Source organism: Blochmannia endosymbiont of Polyrhachis (Hedomyrma) turneri (assembly GCF_000973505.1).
Taxonomy (GTDB): domain Bacteria; phylum Pseudomonadota; class Gammaproteobacteria; order Enterobacterales; family Enterobacteriaceae; genus Blochmanniella.
The window spans coordinates 204,409-224,315 of sequence record NZ_CP010048.1 but is presented as its reverse complement, the minus strand read 5'-3'; the positions used below and the strand labels follow the sequence as shown (position 1 = coordinate 224,315).

Here is a 19,907-nt window from a genome sequence, read left to right as displayed (position 1 = left end):
CAAAATACCTCTATAATAATCGAGAAGAAGAAAATTGTTTAAATTGAAAACATAAATGACGTAAAAGTTTTTTGGTGCTATCCCAATCAATACAAGGATCAGTAACTGAAACACCATACCGCATATTATTAACTGGCAATGTTACAGATTGATTGCCAGAATAAATATGACTTTCAAGCATTAATCCAAAAATAGAACGATTTCCTGACTTAATCTGCGACAATACAGACTCTGCAACGTCTAATTGACGATTATATTCTTTATTAGAATTACCATGACTGCAATCAATCATTAATGCAGCAGGTAAACCCGCCTGAAACATCATTTTTTCACAATATAAAATATCTTCAGGATAATAATTCGGATGCTTACCGCCACGTAAAATAATATGAGAATTAGAATTACCTGTGGTACGCAATAGAGCAACATGTCCAGATTGACTGATACCAATAAATGAATGAGCAATAGACACAGAATGTATGGCATTAATTGCCATCTCTAAACTACCGTTAGTACTATTTTTGAATCCTACTGGCATACATAACCCAGAAGCCATTTCACGATGTACTTGAGATTCACTAGTACGCGCTCCAATAGCTGACCAACTAAAACAATCGTTAAGGTACTGAGAAATATTGGGATCTAGAGCTTCAGTTGCTAAAGGTACACCAATATCAATTAATTCCAATAATAATGAACGAGCAACTTTTAATCCAGATTCTATATTACATGATCCATCCATATACGGATCGTTAATTATACCTTTCCAACCAATACTCGTACGCGGTTTTTCTAAATATACACGCATAACAATATACAATTGTCCGCACAATTCGTCAGATAATTGTTTTAAACGTTTAGCATAATCAATAGCAGAATTTACATCATGAATAGAACAAGGACCACAAATTACTAAAAATCGTGAATCTAATCTGTGTATGATATCAGAAATTACCTGTCTGGAACAGGAAATCATTTCACGATAATTCGATTTTAAAAAAAATTGCCTCTTTAACTGTTCTGGCGTAATAATACATAATTCACTATTAGTTTTAAAATTATTTTTGCAATTTAGCATAACATCAACCTTAATTAAAATAATTCACATTAAAATCATAAACGAAAACTTTATACTAAATTAAAGTATATGAAATGATATATGCAATATATATTATATTAATGTTATATAAAAAACCACTAATAAATAACACACATGCACTTATTTTAATCAAGAAATAATTTAATGAAGAAAAATTAAACATGCAAGATCATGCTATTAACTACATTATCAAAACATAAATATATTGCATACATTACAAATTATCTTGAAATAATCATGAAATTAAACAATCAACAGATCAATAACAAAATAAAATCATACAAACCAAACTACCACCAAACTAAATAACACAATATATTCAAAAAAACTTACCAATTATTAACTAAAACAATTTAAAAAAATCAATTACATTAAAAAGACATCAAAACCTCCGGCTAAACGAGACGTTCCCGAATCCTTGCATTCTTTCCCGTGCAAAAACGTAAATAATATAATTTAGCTTGACGAACCTTACCATAACGTTTGACCACAATCTCCTCAATAACAGGAGAATGAAGATGAAATACACGCTCAACACCTTCCCCATGAGAAATTTTTCTAACTGTAAAAGTACTATTTAATCCAGATTTTCGTATAGAAATAACCACACCATCAAATATCTGTAAACGCTTTTTATTTCCCTCTATAATCCATATCTTAACAATAACAAAATCCCCAGAACGAAAAGATAAAAATTTTTTCTGCACTTGTTGCACTTCAAACATTTTAATAATATTACTGTTCATAATATATTATCACTTCTATATCCTGTAAAAATCTGTTAGCATCAATAAATATTATAATAATGCTAACATACTTTCATATAAAAATACATATTTAATGTAACTCATTTATTAATCTCATAAAAAATTCATATTTAAACTCAAACAGCAATCTCTTAGCTTCAGGCGATAATACAATGCTTTTTAATAACTCGGGTCTTTTGACCCATGTCCAACCAAGAGATTGTTTTAAACGCCATTGACAAATTTTATCATGATCTCCCGATAATAACACACGTGGGACAGATATACCTTCAAAAATAGAAGGCCGCGTGTAATGGGGGGGTGACAATATACCCATTGAATTATTACAACAAAAAGTATCTTCTTCTGCAGATACTATCTGATTTAAAACTCCTGGAATAAAACGAGAAACCGCATCAATTAATACCATTGCAGCTAATTCACCACCACTTAAAACATAATCACCAATCGACCATTCTTCATCAATTTCTAAACGTATCAAACGTTCATCGATACCTTTATAACGTCCACACACCAAAATTAATTTTGAAGCATGAAGAAACTCATACACTCCATTTTGATCTAACTTTTTTCCTTGAGGAGAAAGATAAATAACCTTTATATTATCTGTTCCTCCGTCACTTTTCGCACAAGAAATTGCGTCCCTTAATGGCTGAACCATCATTAACATACCTGATCCACCGCCATATAAATAATCATCTACTCGACCATATCGAGCACTCGAAAACTCGCGAGGATTCCAAAATTTTATCGATAATAAACCCCTTTTTATCGCACGTCCCACTATACCATAATCAGTAATAGCACGAAACATTTTTGGAAATAAAGTTATCACAGCAATCCACATTTAATATATACCTAATCATCTTATAAAAATAAAATCAAAACTCTATACTCCATTTCACATAAATAACACGATTTAAAAAATCAACATATTTTACCACTGTTGTAAGAAAAGGAATCAAAACAACACGACTAGAAATCGACACTCGTTGTGTTTTAACAACTAACACATCATTAGAACCAGTTGAAATTAAATCAGTAACTACCCCAAAATTGTAACCAGAAACACTAATAACCTGGCATTTAATTATATTTTTCCAATAATACTCACCACAACTAAGTAAAGGTAATTGTGACACATCAATATAGATTTTGTGATTATTAAATATTTGAGCCATCTCTCGATTAGATACTTGTTTAATTTTAACAATAAACTGACAGTCACTACCATGATTTTTCCAATATTCCACGTATACACTATACCAACACAAAAATAACTGTACAAACCAAGGTTTGTAACTCATAATCTGATTAAATTTTTCAGAAAAAGAAATAATTTTTAACCATCCAAAAATACCATATGCTGAACGTATTTGACCTATAATAATAGGATCAAAATTAATAGGTATATCACTAGAAAACAACGCATTTAATTTTTTCTTATCTATACTCATCTCTAATAATACAAAATCAATAATAACAAAAATATTTCTACACATAAAAAACTATAAACACAACACATATAATAAAAATCATGATATAATTTTTTGCTTTTTATAGTTCTTAATCAAACTACATACACGATCAGAAGCAACTGCGCCTTGTTTCATCCAATAATAAATTCTATCTAAATTTAAAGTTATACCTTGACGAATATAACATTTGTTATCAATCGAATCAAAAAAACCAACTCTTTCAATAAATCTACCATCACGAGAACTACGACTATCAGTAACCACAACACGATAAAACGGTCTATTTTTTGTTCCACCCCGCGATAAACGAATTCTTACCATACACTCGCTCCTACTCACAATGACACTTACAAACCAAACTATATTAAATTAATATTACGAATTCAATTCAAAAACACTTTAATGATATTTTTTATATAATATCATTAACATATTGTCTAAACTCAATAAATATTAAACTTTATTTTGGAAAAACCCCGAAGATAATTTATTTTTCACAACATCTAAAACTTTTGATAACCCATTTTTACTAATTTTCGACATAACAGATTTTACTTCTCCAAAACGCTTCAACAATACATTGACCGACTGAACTGAAACACCAGATCCAGACGCAATACGCCGTTTTCGTGAACCATCAATAATGTTAGGATATTTTCGCTCTTCTATTGTCATTGAACTAATAATAACCTCCATGTTCATCAATATCTTATCATCAATCTTTGATTTTACAGTATCCGAAACACTACCCATGATAGGTAACTTACTCAATATTTGATCAACACCTCCCAAATCACGCATTTGTTTTAAATGATTTAAAAAATCAGATAAATCAAAAACCCCCCCTTTATTTAATTTAGATAAAGTATGCCTCACATGAACACTTTCCACCTTATGTTCAATATCTTCAATTAAAGATAAAACATCACCCATACCAAGAATACGACTTGCCATACGATTCACATAAAATGGCTCTAAATCACTAACTTTTTCCCCTGTGCCAATAAATTTTATTGACTTATTAATAGTATGATATGTAGAAAGTGCTGCCCCACCACGAGAATCTCCATCAATTTTCGTTAAAACCACTCCGCTTAACGACAATTTAGAACTAAAAAAACTAGCAATTTTTGCAGATTCTTGTCCAAGCATAGCATCAACCACTAACAAAATCTCTGCGGGATCTAAGAAAGATGAAAGATCAACAATCTCTGAAATAAGATCTAAATCAGTTAACAAACAACCAACTGTATCAATCAACACAACATCATAACATCCTGATTTTGCTTTTCTCAAAACGTAAGAAGCCATATTAATTACATTTTTATCATCTTCAACCTTTAAAAAATCAATACCAGCAATATTTGACAAAATTTCTAACTGCCTAATACCCGATGGACGATAAATATCTACTGATGACAAAAGAACTTTCTTTTTTTCTTTTACAGACAAATATTTAGCAATTTTAGCACACGTAGTAGTTTTTCCAGCTCCTTGAAAACCAACTACTAATAATATAGAGGGAATATTTTTAGACAAATTCAAAGATAAATCTTGACCACCCATAGATTGCACTAATGCACCATGGACAATCCTAACAAACTCTTGAGAAGGAGTCAATCCTTTTCGTATCACACTACCAATTGCCTGTGCTTTAACATTATCCATAAAAGTACGTACTACCGGTAACGTAACATCTGCTTCTAACAAAGCTATTCGCACTTCACTTAATACCTTCTGAAGGCTGTCTTCTGTTAATACACCGCGTGTATTAATATTATGAATTATTTTTGATAAACGATTAGATAAACTTTCAAACATTATAATGTTCTCACATTGTATATATAAAAACGCCATTGAAACTAACTATTTTAATTTCAACCCCTAATATTTACACCACAAAATATAACAAAAACACAAAAAAATAATTGTTATAACATAATATATTATAACGCACACACATATATTTTTTACATTTATAAAAACAAAAACAATAAAAAACAACCCAAACGCACCCGGGAGGATTCGAACCCCCAACCGCTCGGTTCGTAGCCGAGTACTCTATCCCACTGAGCTACGGGTGCACATTATATTATAAAAAATAAAATACAGTGAGGGAGGGATTCGAACCCTCGACACAGATTATCGCTATATACTCCCTTAGCAGGGGAGCGCCTTCAACCACTCGGCCACCTCACTAAAAAACATTAATAAAACAAAAATAATCAACCAAGTAAATCATTAATTTTCATAGAATCTAAAAAACCACTTGATTTCAAGTTAACAAAAACCTCTCTAACAAATAAAAACTATGTAAATACTTAAAAATTTACTATCATTAAGTTATTCATCTAACAAAAAGTTTGTTGCGATTTTTCAGATTGAATTCTCTGATAAATTTCTTCTCTGTGTATCGACACCTCTCGGGGTGCATGCACACCAATACGTACCTGATTACCTTTCACACCTAAAACTGTAACTTTAATCTCATCTCCAATCATAAGCGTTTCACCAACTCTTCGAGTTAGAATAAGCATCCCTGAACTCCTTGTAAATTTTTTAAAAAAAACCACATAAAATTATAAATGAAATGAAAAACAAAATCTTCAACACATTAATAAATTACATATTATAAAAACCAATTTTTTTAATTAAAAATCTATCTAACATATCTATGACCGTTGGCAATGCTTTAACACGACCACCACCGGATTGTGCTAAATCTGACCGACCGCCTCCACTTCCACCAAAATGATTGTTTAAATAACTAACAATTTCCGCAGCACTTACGTAAAAAATCAAATCCTTAGTAACACCAACTACCAAATGTAATATAACCTTACTAGTACTAAGAGACATAATAACAACAATACCAGAAACTAATTGTTTCTTTAATTTACAAACAATCATACGCAACATTTTTAAATCAACACTACAATCCACACAATCAACTATTAATTTTATCTTACCAACACAACGAACCTGTTTTATTAATCGTTCGTTCTCATCAATAATCTGACGATCTCTACATCTTTTTAATTTTGTTTCTAATTCTACTACTCTATTACATAATATACTAACTTTTTTAACTACATTCTCTTGACTACTTCTCACCTGATCTGAAACACACTGAATTAAACGTTTTTTCTCCCGAATGAAAAATAATGCTTCTACACCACATACCGCTTCAATTCGACGCACACCATAAGCAACACCATGCTCACTACGAATAACACACAAACCGATGTCACCGGTACGATCTACATGAGTACCACCACAAAGCTCAATAGAAAAATCACCAATACTTAGCACACGAACTACTGGATCATACCGCTTACCAAATATACTTTTAGCTCCCTTGTTAAGGGCAATGTCAATTGGCAACAATTCACTACAAACCAACAAATTATTTCGAATGTTATTATTAACAATATCTTCTAACAAATATATCTCCTTTAAAGATAACGATTTATCATGTGAAAAATCAAAACGCAAATATTGATTATTAATTAACGATCCTCTCTGTACAACATGACTCCCTAAAACATGCACTAAAGCTGAATGTAATAAATGAGTTGCAGAATGATGAGAAGAAACACATCGCCGGTGGTCTTTATTAACCTGAGCAGTTACGCGATCACCAACCCGAAAAATACCACTTATCACCTTCCCCCAATGCACAAAAATTTGACCATATCTTCTAGTTTGCAACACTTCAAAATAAACAGATTCAGTCCTTAATTCACCAATATCACCAATTTGTCCACCAGATTCACCGTAAAAAGGAGTTGTATCCAACACAATAAAACCAAATTCATTTTGAAATAATGACTCTGTTAATTGATTATTTTTCAATATAGACAAAATTTCAGATATACATGAATAATCCTTGTACCCAATAAAAATAGTATGATGATCCGTTAATAACAACTTATTTGCATCTATAGAAAACTTATTGAATCTTTGAGCATTTTTCTTATGAATTAACATTGATTGATTAAAACCAATTTCATCAACTTTAAAATTATGTTGTAAACAAATATCTTTTGTAAATTGAAATGGAAAACCGTATGTACTATATAAATAAAATATTTCTTCTCCATCTAAAATATCACCAACATTTAATTTAGACAATAACTCATTTAAAATATCCAAACCTTTTTCCAAAACAAATAAAAACTGCTTCTCCTCATTAAACAGCACACTTTCTATAATACTTTTATGCTCTACTAACTGAACATTAACGTAACCCATAACCTCAACAAGAGGACCCACTAATTTATAAAAAAACATCCCCCGAATACCTAATATCTTTCCATGACGCACAGCTCTTCTAATAATACGACGTAAAACATAACCCTGCCCTGAATTTGAAGGACGCACACCATCACTAATTAAAAAAGAACACGTTCGAATATGATCTGTAATAACACGAAAAGACCGATCTTTAAAATCTACATTTCCAATAACCCCCACTATACCCATCATAAGATTATAGAATAAATCAATGCTATAACTACTACTCACAGACTGCAAAACCGAAGTAATACGCTCTAATCCCATACCAGTATCTACTGATAAAAACGGCAAAGGCAACAAAGTTCCATCAAATTGACGATTAAACTCCATAAAAACCAAATTCCAAATTTCAACATAATTACCACGAATACCTTTTTCATTTTCCAACTGATTTTCTTCAATCACTTCACCACAATTGTAAAAAATCTCAGAACAATAACCGCAAGGCCCAACATCACCCATCTGCCAAAAATTATCGGAAATTATACTACCATCACCTATTTTGTTATCACCAATACGTACTATATATTTATCTGATATGCCAATTATATTATTCCAAATTTCATATACTTCTTCATCATTTACATGTATAGTAACCAGTATTTTATCTTTTGATAAATTAAACCATTGAGAACCAGTTAATAGCTCCCAAGCAAATAAAATAGCAGTTTCCTTGAAATAATCACCAAAACTAAAATTACCTAACATTTCAAAAAATGTTAAATGATGATTACTATAACCAACATGTTCTAAATCATTATGCTTACCCCCTGCTCGTACACAACGTTGGGCAGTAACAACACGACTATTTAAAGGCTTATCTAGACCCAAAAATAAATTTTTAAATTGATTCATGCCAGCATTTGTAAACAATAATGAAGAGTCTTCTTCAGGTAATAAAGAACTACTATCGATCACTACATGTCCTTTATTAGAAAAAAAATCAAAAAACGCCTGGCGCACTTCAACTATACTGTTCTTATTCATACCAATTACAAAAAATTAACAATATTAAAAAAACTAAAAATATAAAACGATTTTTACAAATTTAAAAACATAAAAATAACTAAACAAAATAAATACCCCGATCTACATACATATGTGATAAAAACAACATAATCTTAATAAAAACATCATATATTAAGAATATCATGTACAAGTCAACTAAAACGTATATTATCCACGATTTGAACTATATATACAATCAACATTTAAAACTTAATTTAATAACAATTATCAAATTTTTTATCCATAAATTTAATTATTAATATAAAATATACACACAACATTAAATGAAATACAATTTCTAATTAAAAAATCAGAAAATAATAACATAGCAAAAAAAATATAATGCCATTTATTCAAAAATTAATAATGTTTTATAAATCATAATTTATTATCACCGATTTTTTAAAACTAAATGATTTCACAAATACAATATAACCTTAATACACAAAATCAAAACCAAATGAATTTTCCACATCATTTGAATTCTCAATTACATACCCTATAATAATTATTATATAACTAAAATACACCTCTATTATATATTATACATGTATATTATATATTATAATAATTATTATTATAATTATATTGTATCTATCTTAATTATATGAATAAAAACATACTTGAATACATTCAACTACTAAAAAACATTCCTTTAATCAGATTATTATTTATATTACTATTTATTAGATAGAAAATACAAAAACATTTTGAAATATTTACTAAAACCACTAAAAAAATAATCTTCAACAACACTCTGCTACCATGCAAAAATTTTTAAAAAAATAATTATACACACTAACACCAAATATTATTATCCCTAAACACAAAATATCACTGACTTTTCGATATAATAAACAAATAACACAACATATTACAAAACCAACATACAAAAATCAATTTTTATCAATAAACAACAAACAACCACATTAAAAATCAATAATTTCATGAAACACACTAAAATAAAAAACAAAACAAAACATTCTTGCATACATACCCCAATGATTCAACAATATTTAAAAATTAAATCACAACATCCAAATATCCTGTTATTTTATCGCATGGGAGACTTTTACGAACTATTTTACGATGACGCACACAAAGCATCAAAATTGTTAAACATTACATTAACCACAAGAAACAATATCTCAGGCAGAAAAAAAATACCCATGGCTGGTATACCCCATAATACAATAGAAGATTATTTAGTACAATTAATGCAATTAGGAGAATCAGTAGCAATCTGTGAACAAATCAATCCACTAGACAAATATAACTTAGCACTAAAAAAAAATATTTTAGAAAGAAAAATAGTACGTATCGTTACACCAGGAACATTAACTGATGAAAAATTACTACAAGCCAATCAAGAAAATTTACTAGCTGCAATCTATCAAGATTTTAATAAATTTGGATACGCTACATTAGATATCTCCACTGGTCGATTTATAATCTCAGAAATTAATGGAGAAGAAATCATGGCTGCCGAATTAGCACGAACTCATCCCTCTGAACTTTTATATCCAAATACACTTAAATCATTTCACTTAATTGAAAAACAAAAATATTTACGTTGTCTACCTGCATTAGAATTTGACTTAAACAACGCATATAAAAAGCTAAACTCACAATTCAAAACACACAATTTAACAGAACTTGGAATAAAAAACGAAAAATTGGCATTACAAGCAGCTGGTTGCTTATTGTCATATGCTGAACACACTCAATGTACACTATTAACCCATATTCGCACAATTGTGTTAGAAAATCACAAAACTAGTATTATCATGGATGACACTACAAGACGCAACTTAGAACTCACGCAAAACATCATTAATAAAAAAAACAAACACAATACACTCATTGGAATTCTAGATCACACTGTAACCTCAATGGGTAGTCGTATGTTAAACAGATGGTTAAACCTACCTACTCGCAATCAAAATACTATTACTTATAGACAAAACAATATTCAATCATTACTAAAATTAGAAATCAGCTATCTACAAACTATTTTAAAAAAAATCGGCGATCTTGAACGAATTTTAGCTAGAGTTGCACTACACACAGCACGACCAAAAGACCTAATAAACATGAAAGAAGCCATCCAACAATTTCCAAAAATTCAAAATATCCTACTAAACATCACTAACAATAATATCACTAAAATATCTAAACAAATAAAACCATTCGACCAATTATTAAATTTGCTAAAAACCGCTCTCAACGAATCTCCTCCATCATCAATACATGATGGAGGAATCATCGCTTATGGATATAACCAAACACTAGACAAATTAAGAAACACACAAAAAAATGCAAGTAACTATCTAAAAACATTAGAAACAGAAGAACGCAACAAAACACAACTAGATAGTCTAAAAATATCTTTCAACACATTACATGGCTATTTTATTCAAATAAAAAAAAAACAAAAACACCTCGTACCCCAACATTACATACAATTACAAACATTAAAACACTCTGAACGATATACAATCCCTGAACTTCAACAATACGAAAAACAAATTTTAAATTCCGGTATAGAAGCTATAGCACTAGAAAAAAAAATTTATAATGAAATACTAAAAAAAATATTACCAGAACTATTAAATTTACAATTTGCTGCCGAAGCGTTAGCTGAATTAGATGTTTTAAGTAACCTCGCAGAACGTGCAAAAACGCTAAATTATACTTGCCCCATAATTACAAAAAAAAAGGGAATCACAATAATCAATGGCCGCCATCCAGTCGTTGAACAATTAATAAAAAAACCATTTATACCGAATCAAACGATTTTATCAGATAAACAAAATATGCTCATCATTACTGGCCCAAATATGGGGGGGAAAAGCACATATATGAGACAAACTGCATTAATTGTATTATTGGCATATATTGGTAGTTTCGTACCAGCACAAAAAGCTATTCTTGGACCTATTGATAGAATTTTTACTAGAATCGGTTCAGCCGACGACCTTACATCTAATAAATCTACTTTTATGATAGAAATGACTGAAACCGCCAATATTTTACATCATGCTACTAATTATAGTTTAATTTTAATCGATGAAATCGGAAGAGGTACTTCTACTTATGATGGACTGTCACTAGCATGGGCATGTGCAGAGAAAATTGCAACTCAAATTAAAGCACTGACACTATTTTCCACCCACTATTTCGAACTTACCACATTATCTAAATACATCCCAGAAATCACTAACGTTCACTTAGATACAATAACAAATAATGACATCGTAACATTTTTATATAATGTGAAACATGGAGCAACACACAAAAGTTATGGTCTATTAGTAGCTAAATTAGCAGGAATACCAACTGATGTAATAAATAATGCACACTTTAAACTAAAACAACTAGAAAAAAATTCCAAAAAAATAAACACAAAACAACACATAACAAACTATTTGTACAACATTTTAAAAAAAATAAAAAAATAAATATACAAACATAAAACAAACCGCATTAAACATATTACTATCTATTCCACATATTCTTAAACAATTTCATAAACAACGGATAAAAAAATAACACATACTATGAAAATTCCTAAAAAAACACAGAATCAGCAAGACAATCAACTACAAACATCTCATTTTCAATTTCAATATAACTATCTTTTAGGTAAATAATACAATGGATCTACCGATTTTCCTTTATAACGAATTTCAAAATATAACTTAATTACATCTGAGTCACTACTCCCCATGGTAGCTATTTTCTGGCCACCCTTAACATATTGCTGTTCAGATACTAATATTGTTTCATTATGCGAATATGTACTTAAAAAATCATCATTATGCTTAACAATAATTAAATTTCCGTATCCAACTAAAGCATTACCTGCATAAACTACTTTACCAGAAGCAACAGAAAATATAGGTTGACCCAACTTACCAGATATATCAATTCCCTTATTCCCCCCATTAAGAGAAGAAAAACTACTAATAATACTACCATACGTAGGCCATGTCCACACTATTCTAGATTTATTAACGACATTTAACTCCACTTTTTTTTCTTTATTGACAGATGCAATATTTTTAGAACTACTAATAGAAAAATCTTGATTAGATGAGGATAACAAATTTATAAAATTTTTATTCAACATATGATGAATATTACCATTAACATTCCCATCAATACTGTTATCAGAACAACTGCCTGATTTACATGAATTTAAACAAAAAGACACATTACATTTCTGATCAAAATTACGATTCTGATTATGCTGCATAGATTTTCTAAAAAATCGATCATTCAACTGTTCATTATCACCACCTACTTGCAAAATTTGACCCACTTTCAAAACAGAATTAATACTAATATTGTTTTTTTGCGCTAAAATATGGCAATTATTTCCAGTAATCCAAGCAATATAAAACAAGGTATCACCAGGCTTAACTACATAACAACAGGAAGAATATGAACCTTTATTACCATAATTATAGTCATGATGATAACCAGAATCACTAGCATTATATTTTATAGTAGATGAATTTAATAACTTCTTCCGATCACCAGATACACGATGATGAGGATCCTCCGAATCTAGAGAAAATTCACGGATAGAACGATCAATATTACTAATACATATATTTTCGTAAGAAGGATGCTCATAAGAGCATCCTGATAATATCCATATAAACATGAAAGAACCCATCATCATACAATAATAATATGATAAAAAACTAATTGGTTCACTCATAAAAACTATTCCTCACATAATTATACATTTTTCGCCAATATGAACAACAATCCAATAAACTTAACCTCCAATGCATTGCAAGACATAACAACCAATATAGAATTTATAATCATTCTAAAGAATAAAAAATTTTAAACCTGCAAAATAATCCTTATATCATACACAAAATGAAAATAGCCACCCTAAAAAATTCAAAAAATCCTTTTTTCCATAATGACAAAAAGTGATTTAACATTTATTAACTATCCTGTTTACACATCATCAACATCAATATTATTTGCCAATATCTGCTATCATTAAAATTATTAACACACAAACAAACAACAATGTTGTAACATTTATATATACAATTATACTACTCCCCTCTATCAAGAGGAATCAAACGATAAAAACATTCATCTGATTTAATCATCCCTAATTCATGACGAGCACGTTCCTCTACTGATTCATTCCGATGACTAATTAAATCATCAATTTCAAACAACAACTGACTATTACGAATCTTTAATTCATATCTAGAATTATTAAAGAATTTAATTTTAAGAGTATTTTTAATACAAAAAAAGTCACATACCCCATGTTTACCAAACCAAAAAACATACTGCAACCAAAATAATATAACCATCAATGTAAACACTAAACATTTCATATTAAATATAAAAAAATTTATTCATACACTATCAATCAATAATACAATCGGATACTTACAAACACACCAATACAACTCGAAAATATATTTTAATGACAACCAATTATAAAATAAAATAAACAAAATTATACACCACCACTAACCACAATCCTACAAATCAATGCTTCCAATAATTGCTTAATCAAATATTTCACTGATTTTCGACCATCAAGATAAATCTCTGGAAAAACTGGTCTTTCGTATACCGCATGAACCCCAACAAAGTTTTCAATCATACCATCATCAGACATCCTATATAACCCTTTAGGATCCCGAGCTTTACATATTGACAATGGAGTATCAACAAAAATTTCAACAAAAGAACCAACTGGAACCATACTTCTAACCATTTGACGATCAAAACAATATGGAGAAACAAAAGACGCTAATACTACTAATCCTGCATCAACCATCAACGCAGCCACCTCCCCAACCCTCCGTAAATTTTCATGACGATCAAAATTAGTAAACCCTAAGTCATAACATAACCCATGCCTAATATTATCGCCATCTAACAAATATGTACTAATTGATCTAGAATATAATTCTTCTTCTAACACACCAGCTATTGTAGATTTACCAGAACCTGATAAACCAGTAAACCATAACAACATAGCACGATGTTTATGTAAATACTCACGAGCATTTTTTTTAATGACATGACTATGCCATATCACTTGTTCACCTAATAAATTGTTTTTCTTACGAAGATACATCACAATTTTCCATTAACAAATCATTCATCCCCCAATGTGGGAAATGGCGACGAATTAACGCATGTAATTCTAATTCAAATGTGGTATATTTACCAGATTTTACTATTCCGTGCAAAGGCAACCGTACCATACCCGCCCCAATCGTACAATTGGTATATGGATCAATAAAAATCATACTACCCGTCACCGGAGAATAAGAATATGGATCTAGTATCATTGATTCATCAAATACTAAATCTACTAAACCAATACTATTTAAGGGTAAATGATCCACCATGAGATAGGTGGAATTATTAATATCTATTTGATAATGTAAACGCTTTACACACGTTCCAATTCGCTTATGTGCAATTTGAACATTAAAAATAATACCTTTCGATAAATTCTGCACACTCATCCAAACTACATCAACTTGAGCACTATTGACAGGTAAAATATTATCATCAACATCCAGAAATATATCCCCCCTATTAATATCTAAATCATGCTCTAAAACTACGGTGACTGGATCTCCCGCAACAGCATTTTCTAAATCCTTTCTAAAAGTAACAATTCTACGAATTACAGAAATCGCCCCAGAAGGAAAAACCTTAATTTTCTTTCCAACACACAACCTACCAGATGCTACTGTACCAGAATACCCTCGAAAATCCATATGATCATAATTAACACATTGTACAGGAAAACGTAAAAACTGACTATGATACATGGGTTCCATAATTTCAATTGTATCTAATAATTGAATTAATGTAGAACCACCATACCAAGACATATATTGAGAACGACGAATAATATTATCACCAACTAACGCAGATATTGGTATAAAATAAATATTTAATTTCATTGTAAAAGATTCAATAAATGCTAAATAATCTCTCCTGATATTCTCAAAAACATTTTTATCATAATCCACTAAATCCATCTTATTAATCGCAATGATAAAATTCCTAATGCCAAATAATATACTAATAAAAGTATGACGACGAGTTTGATCACGAATACCTTTTCTTGCATCAAGCAATAAAATAGCTAAATCACTTGTAGAAGCACCAGTGGCCATATTACGAGTATATTGTTCATGTCCAGGCGTATCTGCAATAATAAATTTACGACTTTTAGTAGAAAAATAACGATAAGCAACATCAATAGTAATTCCCTGTGCACGTTCATCGTGCAAACCATCTACTAACGCTGCAAAATTCAATTGATCATTACTACTCTGAAAAACAGTTTTACTATCATTGCGTAATGCTAACAACTGATCATCATATAACTGGTAAGAATCATACAATAATCGACCAATTAATGTACTTTTACCATCATCCACACTACCACAAGTAAGAAAACGCAACAAAGATTTACACTGTTGCTTATATAAATAATTTTCAATACCTCCAGACTGAACAATTTCATCCGCTATCTCATTCATGATTTATCCCTAACAACAATCTAAAAATAACCTTGACGTTTTTTTATTTCCATAGATCCAGACTGATCAAAATCAATTATCCGTCCACAACGCTCACTAGTAGTAGTAGTAAACATTTCCTGAATAACCTCCAACAATGTTGCTGACTCAGATTCTATTGCTCCAGTTAATGGCCAACAACCTAAAGTACGAAAACGAACCATGCGTTCTTCAATAACTTCATGAGACTGTAAATTAAAACGATTATCATTTACTAAAATTAACATGTCATTTCGGCGCACTACAGGACGTTTTTTAGCTAAATATAAAGAAACAAACTCAATATTTTCTAAAAAAATATACTGCCAAACATCTAATTCCGTCCAATTTGACAATGGGAAAACACGTATACTTTCACCTTTTTTAATCTGAGAATTATAATTATTCCACATTTCCGGACGTTGATCTTTAGGATTCCAACGATGTTGGATATCACGAAAAGAATAAATTCGCTCTTTGGCGCGAGATTGTTCCTCATCACGACGACCACCACCAACTGCAGCATCAAATTTATATTTATTTAACGCTTGTTTCAAAGCTTCTGTCTTCATAATATTAGTATACTCACTAACGTCATGTAAAAAAGGATTAGTATGTACAGCTTTTTCTTCCGAATTTTTATAAATTAACAAATTTAAACCATAAGTCTGAGCAATATAATCACGAAAATGATACATTTCAGTAAACTTCCATCCAGTATCTATATGTAATATAGAAAAAGGAACTGGTTTCGGATAAAATGCTTTCCTAGCCAAATGCAACATAACAGAAGAATCTTTACCAACAGAATACATCATAACAGGATTATGAAATTCAGATACCACTTCTCTAAAAATATAAATACTTTCTGACTCTAAACGATACAAATAATTAGAACGCTTTTCACAATACTTCATAAATACAACCTTTAAAACAAATTAATTAAAGAAGTTAATTTATATCTATTTACTATGTTTTCCTGATTTAACCAATATGCTTTGCGATGCAACTCTACAACACGACCAATTATCAACAATGATGGAGAATTGGCCATTCTAACCAACTGTTTTAAATTATTCAATGTCCCAATGATCACTTTTTGATTTGAACAAGCACCGTGACTAATAATAGCTACTGGAGTATTAACATCACATCCACTAGCAACTAAAACATTATAAATCTGTTTAACATACATCATCCCCATATAAATCACTAAAGTTTGATTCGTATAACTCAAAAAATGAAAATCTGCTTGTTTATACGCACTATTACAAAACACATGACCAGTAATAAATGTTACACTATGAGAATAATGTCGATGTGTTAATGGAATTCCAGCACAAATAGCAGCCGACGCAGATGTAACACCAGGAATTACTTGGCATGGCACTCCAGCAGCAACCACTGCCTCTAATTCTTCACCACCTCGACCAAAAATACAAGGATCACCGCCCTTTAATCTAACAACTCTTTTACCTGCTTTAGCCAACGATATTAATAAGTGATTAATATCTTGTTGTTTCATGAAACTCTTGCCTACACCTCTTTTTCCAACACATATCTTTTTGGCATCTCTACGTACTAAATCAAGAACTTCAACACTAACCAAACAATCATATAACACAACATCTGCTTCCTGTACAAGTTGTAACCCACGTAAAGTAAACAATCCACTATCCCCTGGACCAGCTCCCACTAATGACACACCACCCATAGATAATTTCTCAAATGTATCTCTCTTACAATGAAACAACAAAGCCTTATCCAAAAATTTTTCCGCTTCCTTAAACAAACCTGCTGAGATTAATGTAATAAAACTATTATTACGAAGTATTTTCTCCCAAAATCTTCGACGCTGCGCCATATGTAAAATACGATGTTTCACTCGTTCACGCCAATTACCTAACAAACTCGCCATCGGACCTAAAAAATTAGGTAATAATGATTCCAGTGTTTCACGTAATATACGTACCAATACCGGCGATCGACCACATGAAGAAATTCCCACTACAATAGGAGACCGATCAATAACAGCAGGAAAAATAAATGAACATTTTCTCTGATCATCAACCACGTTAATGAATTTATGACATCTTTCAGCACATTGATAGACAAAATCACTAATAGATGTATCATCAATAGCAACAATCACTAAAAATACATCATCCAACATACTTGGTGTAAATGTTGTGCCAATCCATGTTACATCGCACATATTCTTCAGTATTACTTCTAGTTCAGAACATAATGAATACGCCACTACTTTGATCCTAGCACCAGCACGTTTCAAAAGACAAATTTTACGTGCAGCAACATCTCCACCACCTACCACTAAAACATAACGATCCTTAAGATCAAAAAGCAAAAATAAATATTCCACACTACAACCTATCTACACTTCAAAAACAATCCAAGATATTAATAACCACTATTCGGATTTTAAACTTAAATATCAAACTTACAAAAAAACAAAAATTTTGAATTTTTAATATTCTAAATATATTAATTAATTCTAAATTAAATCACTTAAAAAAACAACAAACACACTTTTTAAATTGTATTTATAAAATATTATAAAAACTTTTATAATAATCCAATTAATAATATTAATAATATATATTTAAAACAAAAATAACATTATAATTATATAATTTCTAAAAAATTACTTATACCTGTCATATAAAAAAATATATATAACATCTCAAACAAATATATCAAGATCTTATTTTAACAATAAAAATTCAACACTTGATAATATACAATTATATTAAATATATAAACACTAATTTTTAAAATTATACAATACAAAACCACTGAAATATATAATTTTCAATGAATATTATAAAAAAAACATTAACACATATCAACATTTATAAAATATATTAAATATTATAAATAGAAGTATGTCATCCACACAACAAACAAATACCGTTTCAAAAGTATTCTTCATGCAAACCACATTCTCTTGTTAAACCAAAAAATCGAACATCTTTCTCAGCAACATCAACACAAGATTTAAGAGTAGTATGCACATCCCCTAATGAAGTATAGCCCTTATCCCACAATGGATGACGCAATAAAGAATACCTTGCAATATATTCAAATACTTTTTTATCATCCCAATCCAAAACAGGTAACAATTTAAACACACCCCGATGTACAGATAATATTTGCATTTTATTTCTAATTTGAGATTGAGTACGACGCAACCCAGCAAACCATGTACGAACTTTCAATATTTTAAGAGCACGACGCATAGGTTCTATTTTATGAAAATAATTATATTGTTGAATTCCCTCTAAACCACGCTCCCACAACTTGCCATAACGCGCTTCCTGCCACGCAGCAGATCTCAAAGGAGAAAATACTTGCAAATTTAATTTCATAATGTCAGTCAATTGATCAACAAAATGGTACGTTTCAGGAAACAAATAGCCAGTATCAATAAAAACAACAGGAATATCACAACAATAACGAGTCACCAAATGCAAACTCACTACAGATTGAATACCAAAACTTGAAGACAAAATAACTTGGCGAGGTAAATGTTCTAACCCCCATACCACTCTATCCTCAGCAGTCAAAGCATTTAATTTTCGATTTACCCGATGTAATAATAACTCCTGCTGAGCAATTTCCAATACATCAAATTCACTAAAATCACACATCTTTCATC

At 30.3% G+C, this 19,907-nt stretch carries 15 protein-coding genes, 2 tRNA genes and 1 pseudogene; 1 reads left to right on the top strand and 17 read right to left on the bottom strand.

Annotation, left to right across the window (positions count from 1 at the left end; genetic code table 11):
- Nucleotides 1-10: 10 nt before the first annotated feature.
- The 10 genes from BTURN675_RS00845 to alaS all read right to left on the bottom strand — a co-directional run bounded on the left by BTURN675_RS00845 (nt 11) and on the right by alaS (nt 8,630).
- Entirely contained in the window at nt 11-1,078 is a 1,068-nt protein-coding gene (locus tag BTURN675_RS00845) for a 3-deoxy-7-phosphoheptulonate synthase (RefSeq protein WP_046288701.1), read from the bottom strand.
- A 416-nt stretch (nt 1,079-1,494) separates the two neighbouring features.
- On the bottom strand, nt 1,495-1,845 hold the full coding sequence (gene rplS, locus BTURN675_RS00840) for a 50S ribosomal protein L19 (protein WP_046288700.1): 351 nt from the start codon (nt 1,843-1,845) through the stop codon (nt 1,495-1,497).
- Nucleotides 1,846-1,936: 91 nt separating this feature from the next.
- The gene (trmD, locus tag BTURN675_RS00835) at nt 1,937-2,713 is read right to left on the bottom strand and encodes a tRNA (guanosine(37)-N1)-methyltransferase TrmD (RefSeq protein ID WP_046288699.1); all 777 of its coding nucleotides are present in this window, start codon (nt 2,711-2,713) and stop codon (nt 1,937-1,939) included.
- Nucleotides 2,714-2,747: 34 nt separating this feature from the next.
- Nucleotides 2,748-3,368, bottom strand: coding sequence for a ribosome maturation factor RimM (gene rimM, locus BTURN675_RS00830; RefSeq protein ID WP_052722579.1), 621 nt, complete (start codon nt 3,366-3,368; stop codon nt 2,748-2,750).
- A gap of 33 nt (nt 3,369-3,401) precedes the next feature.
- Nucleotides 3,402-3,665: a 30S ribosomal protein S16 gene (gene rpsP, locus BTURN675_RS00825; protein WP_046288698.1), complete on the bottom strand. Its 264-nt coding sequence runs from the start codon at nt 3,663-3,665 to the stop codon at nt 3,402-3,404.
- Between the two features lie 132 nt (nt 3,666-3,797).
- Nucleotides 3,798-5,165 (bottom strand): signal recognition particle protein, encoded by a 1,368-nt coding sequence (ffh, locus tag BTURN675_RS00820; protein ID WP_046289085.1) that lies wholly within the window; start codon nt 5,163-5,165, stop codon nt 3,798-3,800.
- 189 nt (nt 5,166-5,354) lie between these two features.
- A tRNA-Arg gene (locus BTURN675_RS00815) sits at nt 5,355-5,428 on the bottom strand.
- A gap of 25 nt (nt 5,429-5,453) precedes the next feature.
- Nucleotides 5,454-5,543: transfer RNA gene (locus tag BTURN675_RS00810), tRNA-Ser, on the bottom strand.
- A 152-nt stretch (nt 5,544-5,695) separates the two neighbouring features.
- Nucleotides 5,696-5,881 carry a carbon storage regulator CsrA gene (csrA, locus tag BTURN675_RS00805; protein ID WP_046288697.1) on the bottom strand — a complete coding sequence of 62 codons (186 nt, stop codon included), beginning with the start codon at nt 5,879-5,881 and terminating at the stop codon, nt 5,696-5,698.
- Nucleotides 5,882-5,966: 85 nt separating this feature from the next.
- A complete protein-coding gene (gene alaS, locus BTURN675_RS00800) occupies nt 5,967-8,630 on the bottom strand; it encodes an alanine--tRNA ligase (protein WP_046288696.1) in 2,664 nt (887 codons plus the stop codon).
- 968 nt (nt 8,631-9,598) lie between these two features.
- Here alaS and mutS point away from each other — a divergent pair.
- The gene (mutS, locus tag BTURN675_RS00795) at nt 9,599-12,112 is read left to right on the top strand and encodes a DNA mismatch repair protein MutS (RefSeq protein WP_052722577.1); all 2,514 of its coding nucleotides are present in this window, start codon (nt 9,599-9,601) and stop codon (nt 12,110-12,112) included.
- Nucleotides 12,113-12,285: 173 nt separating this feature from the next.
- Here mutS and BTURN675_RS03275 read toward each other — a convergent pair.
- From BTURN675_RS03275 to BTURN675_RS00760, 7 genes and pseudogenes are all read right to left on the bottom strand, one after another.
- A pseudogene (locus tag BTURN675_RS03275) lies at nt 12,286-13,083 on the bottom strand (peptidoglycan DD-metalloendopeptidase family protein); the annotation flags it as partial.
- Between the two features lie 652 nt (nt 13,084-13,735).
- Entirely contained in the window at nt 13,736-14,029 is a 294-nt protein-coding gene (locus BTURN675_RS00785) for a septum formation initiator family protein (RefSeq protein ID WP_046288695.1), read from the bottom strand.
- Nucleotides 14,030-14,154: 125 nt separating this feature from the next.
- Nucleotides 14,155-14,784, bottom strand: coding sequence for an adenylyl-sulfate kinase (gene cysC, locus BTURN675_RS00780; protein ID WP_046288694.1), 630 nt, complete (start codon nt 14,782-14,784; stop codon nt 14,155-14,157).
- Entirely contained in the window at nt 14,771-16,213 is a 1,443-nt protein-coding gene (gene cysN / locus BTURN675_RS00775) for a sulfate adenylyltransferase subunit CysN (RefSeq protein ID WP_046288693.1), read from the bottom strand. Before cysN ends, cysC begins: the two co-directional genes overlap by 14 nt.
- A 20-nt stretch (nt 16,214-16,233) precedes the next feature.
- Complete coding sequence (gene cysD, locus BTURN675_RS00770) at nt 16,234-17,148, bottom strand: sulfate adenylyltransferase subunit CysD (protein ID WP_046288692.1); 915 nt, start codon at nt 17,146-17,148, stop codon at nt 16,234-16,236.
- Between the two features lie 11 nt (nt 17,149-17,159).
- Nucleotides 17,160-18,611, bottom strand: coding sequence for a siroheme synthase CysG (gene cysG / locus BTURN675_RS00765; RefSeq protein ID WP_046288691.1), 1,452 nt, complete (start codon nt 18,609-18,611; stop codon nt 17,160-17,162).
- Nucleotides 18,612-19,164: 553 nt separating this feature from the next.
- Nucleotides 19,165-19,899, bottom strand: coding sequence for a phosphoadenylyl-sulfate reductase (locus tag BTURN675_RS00760; RefSeq protein WP_046288690.1), 735 nt, complete (start codon nt 19,897-19,899; stop codon nt 19,165-19,167).
- Nucleotides 19,900-19,907: the final 8 nt, after the last annotated feature.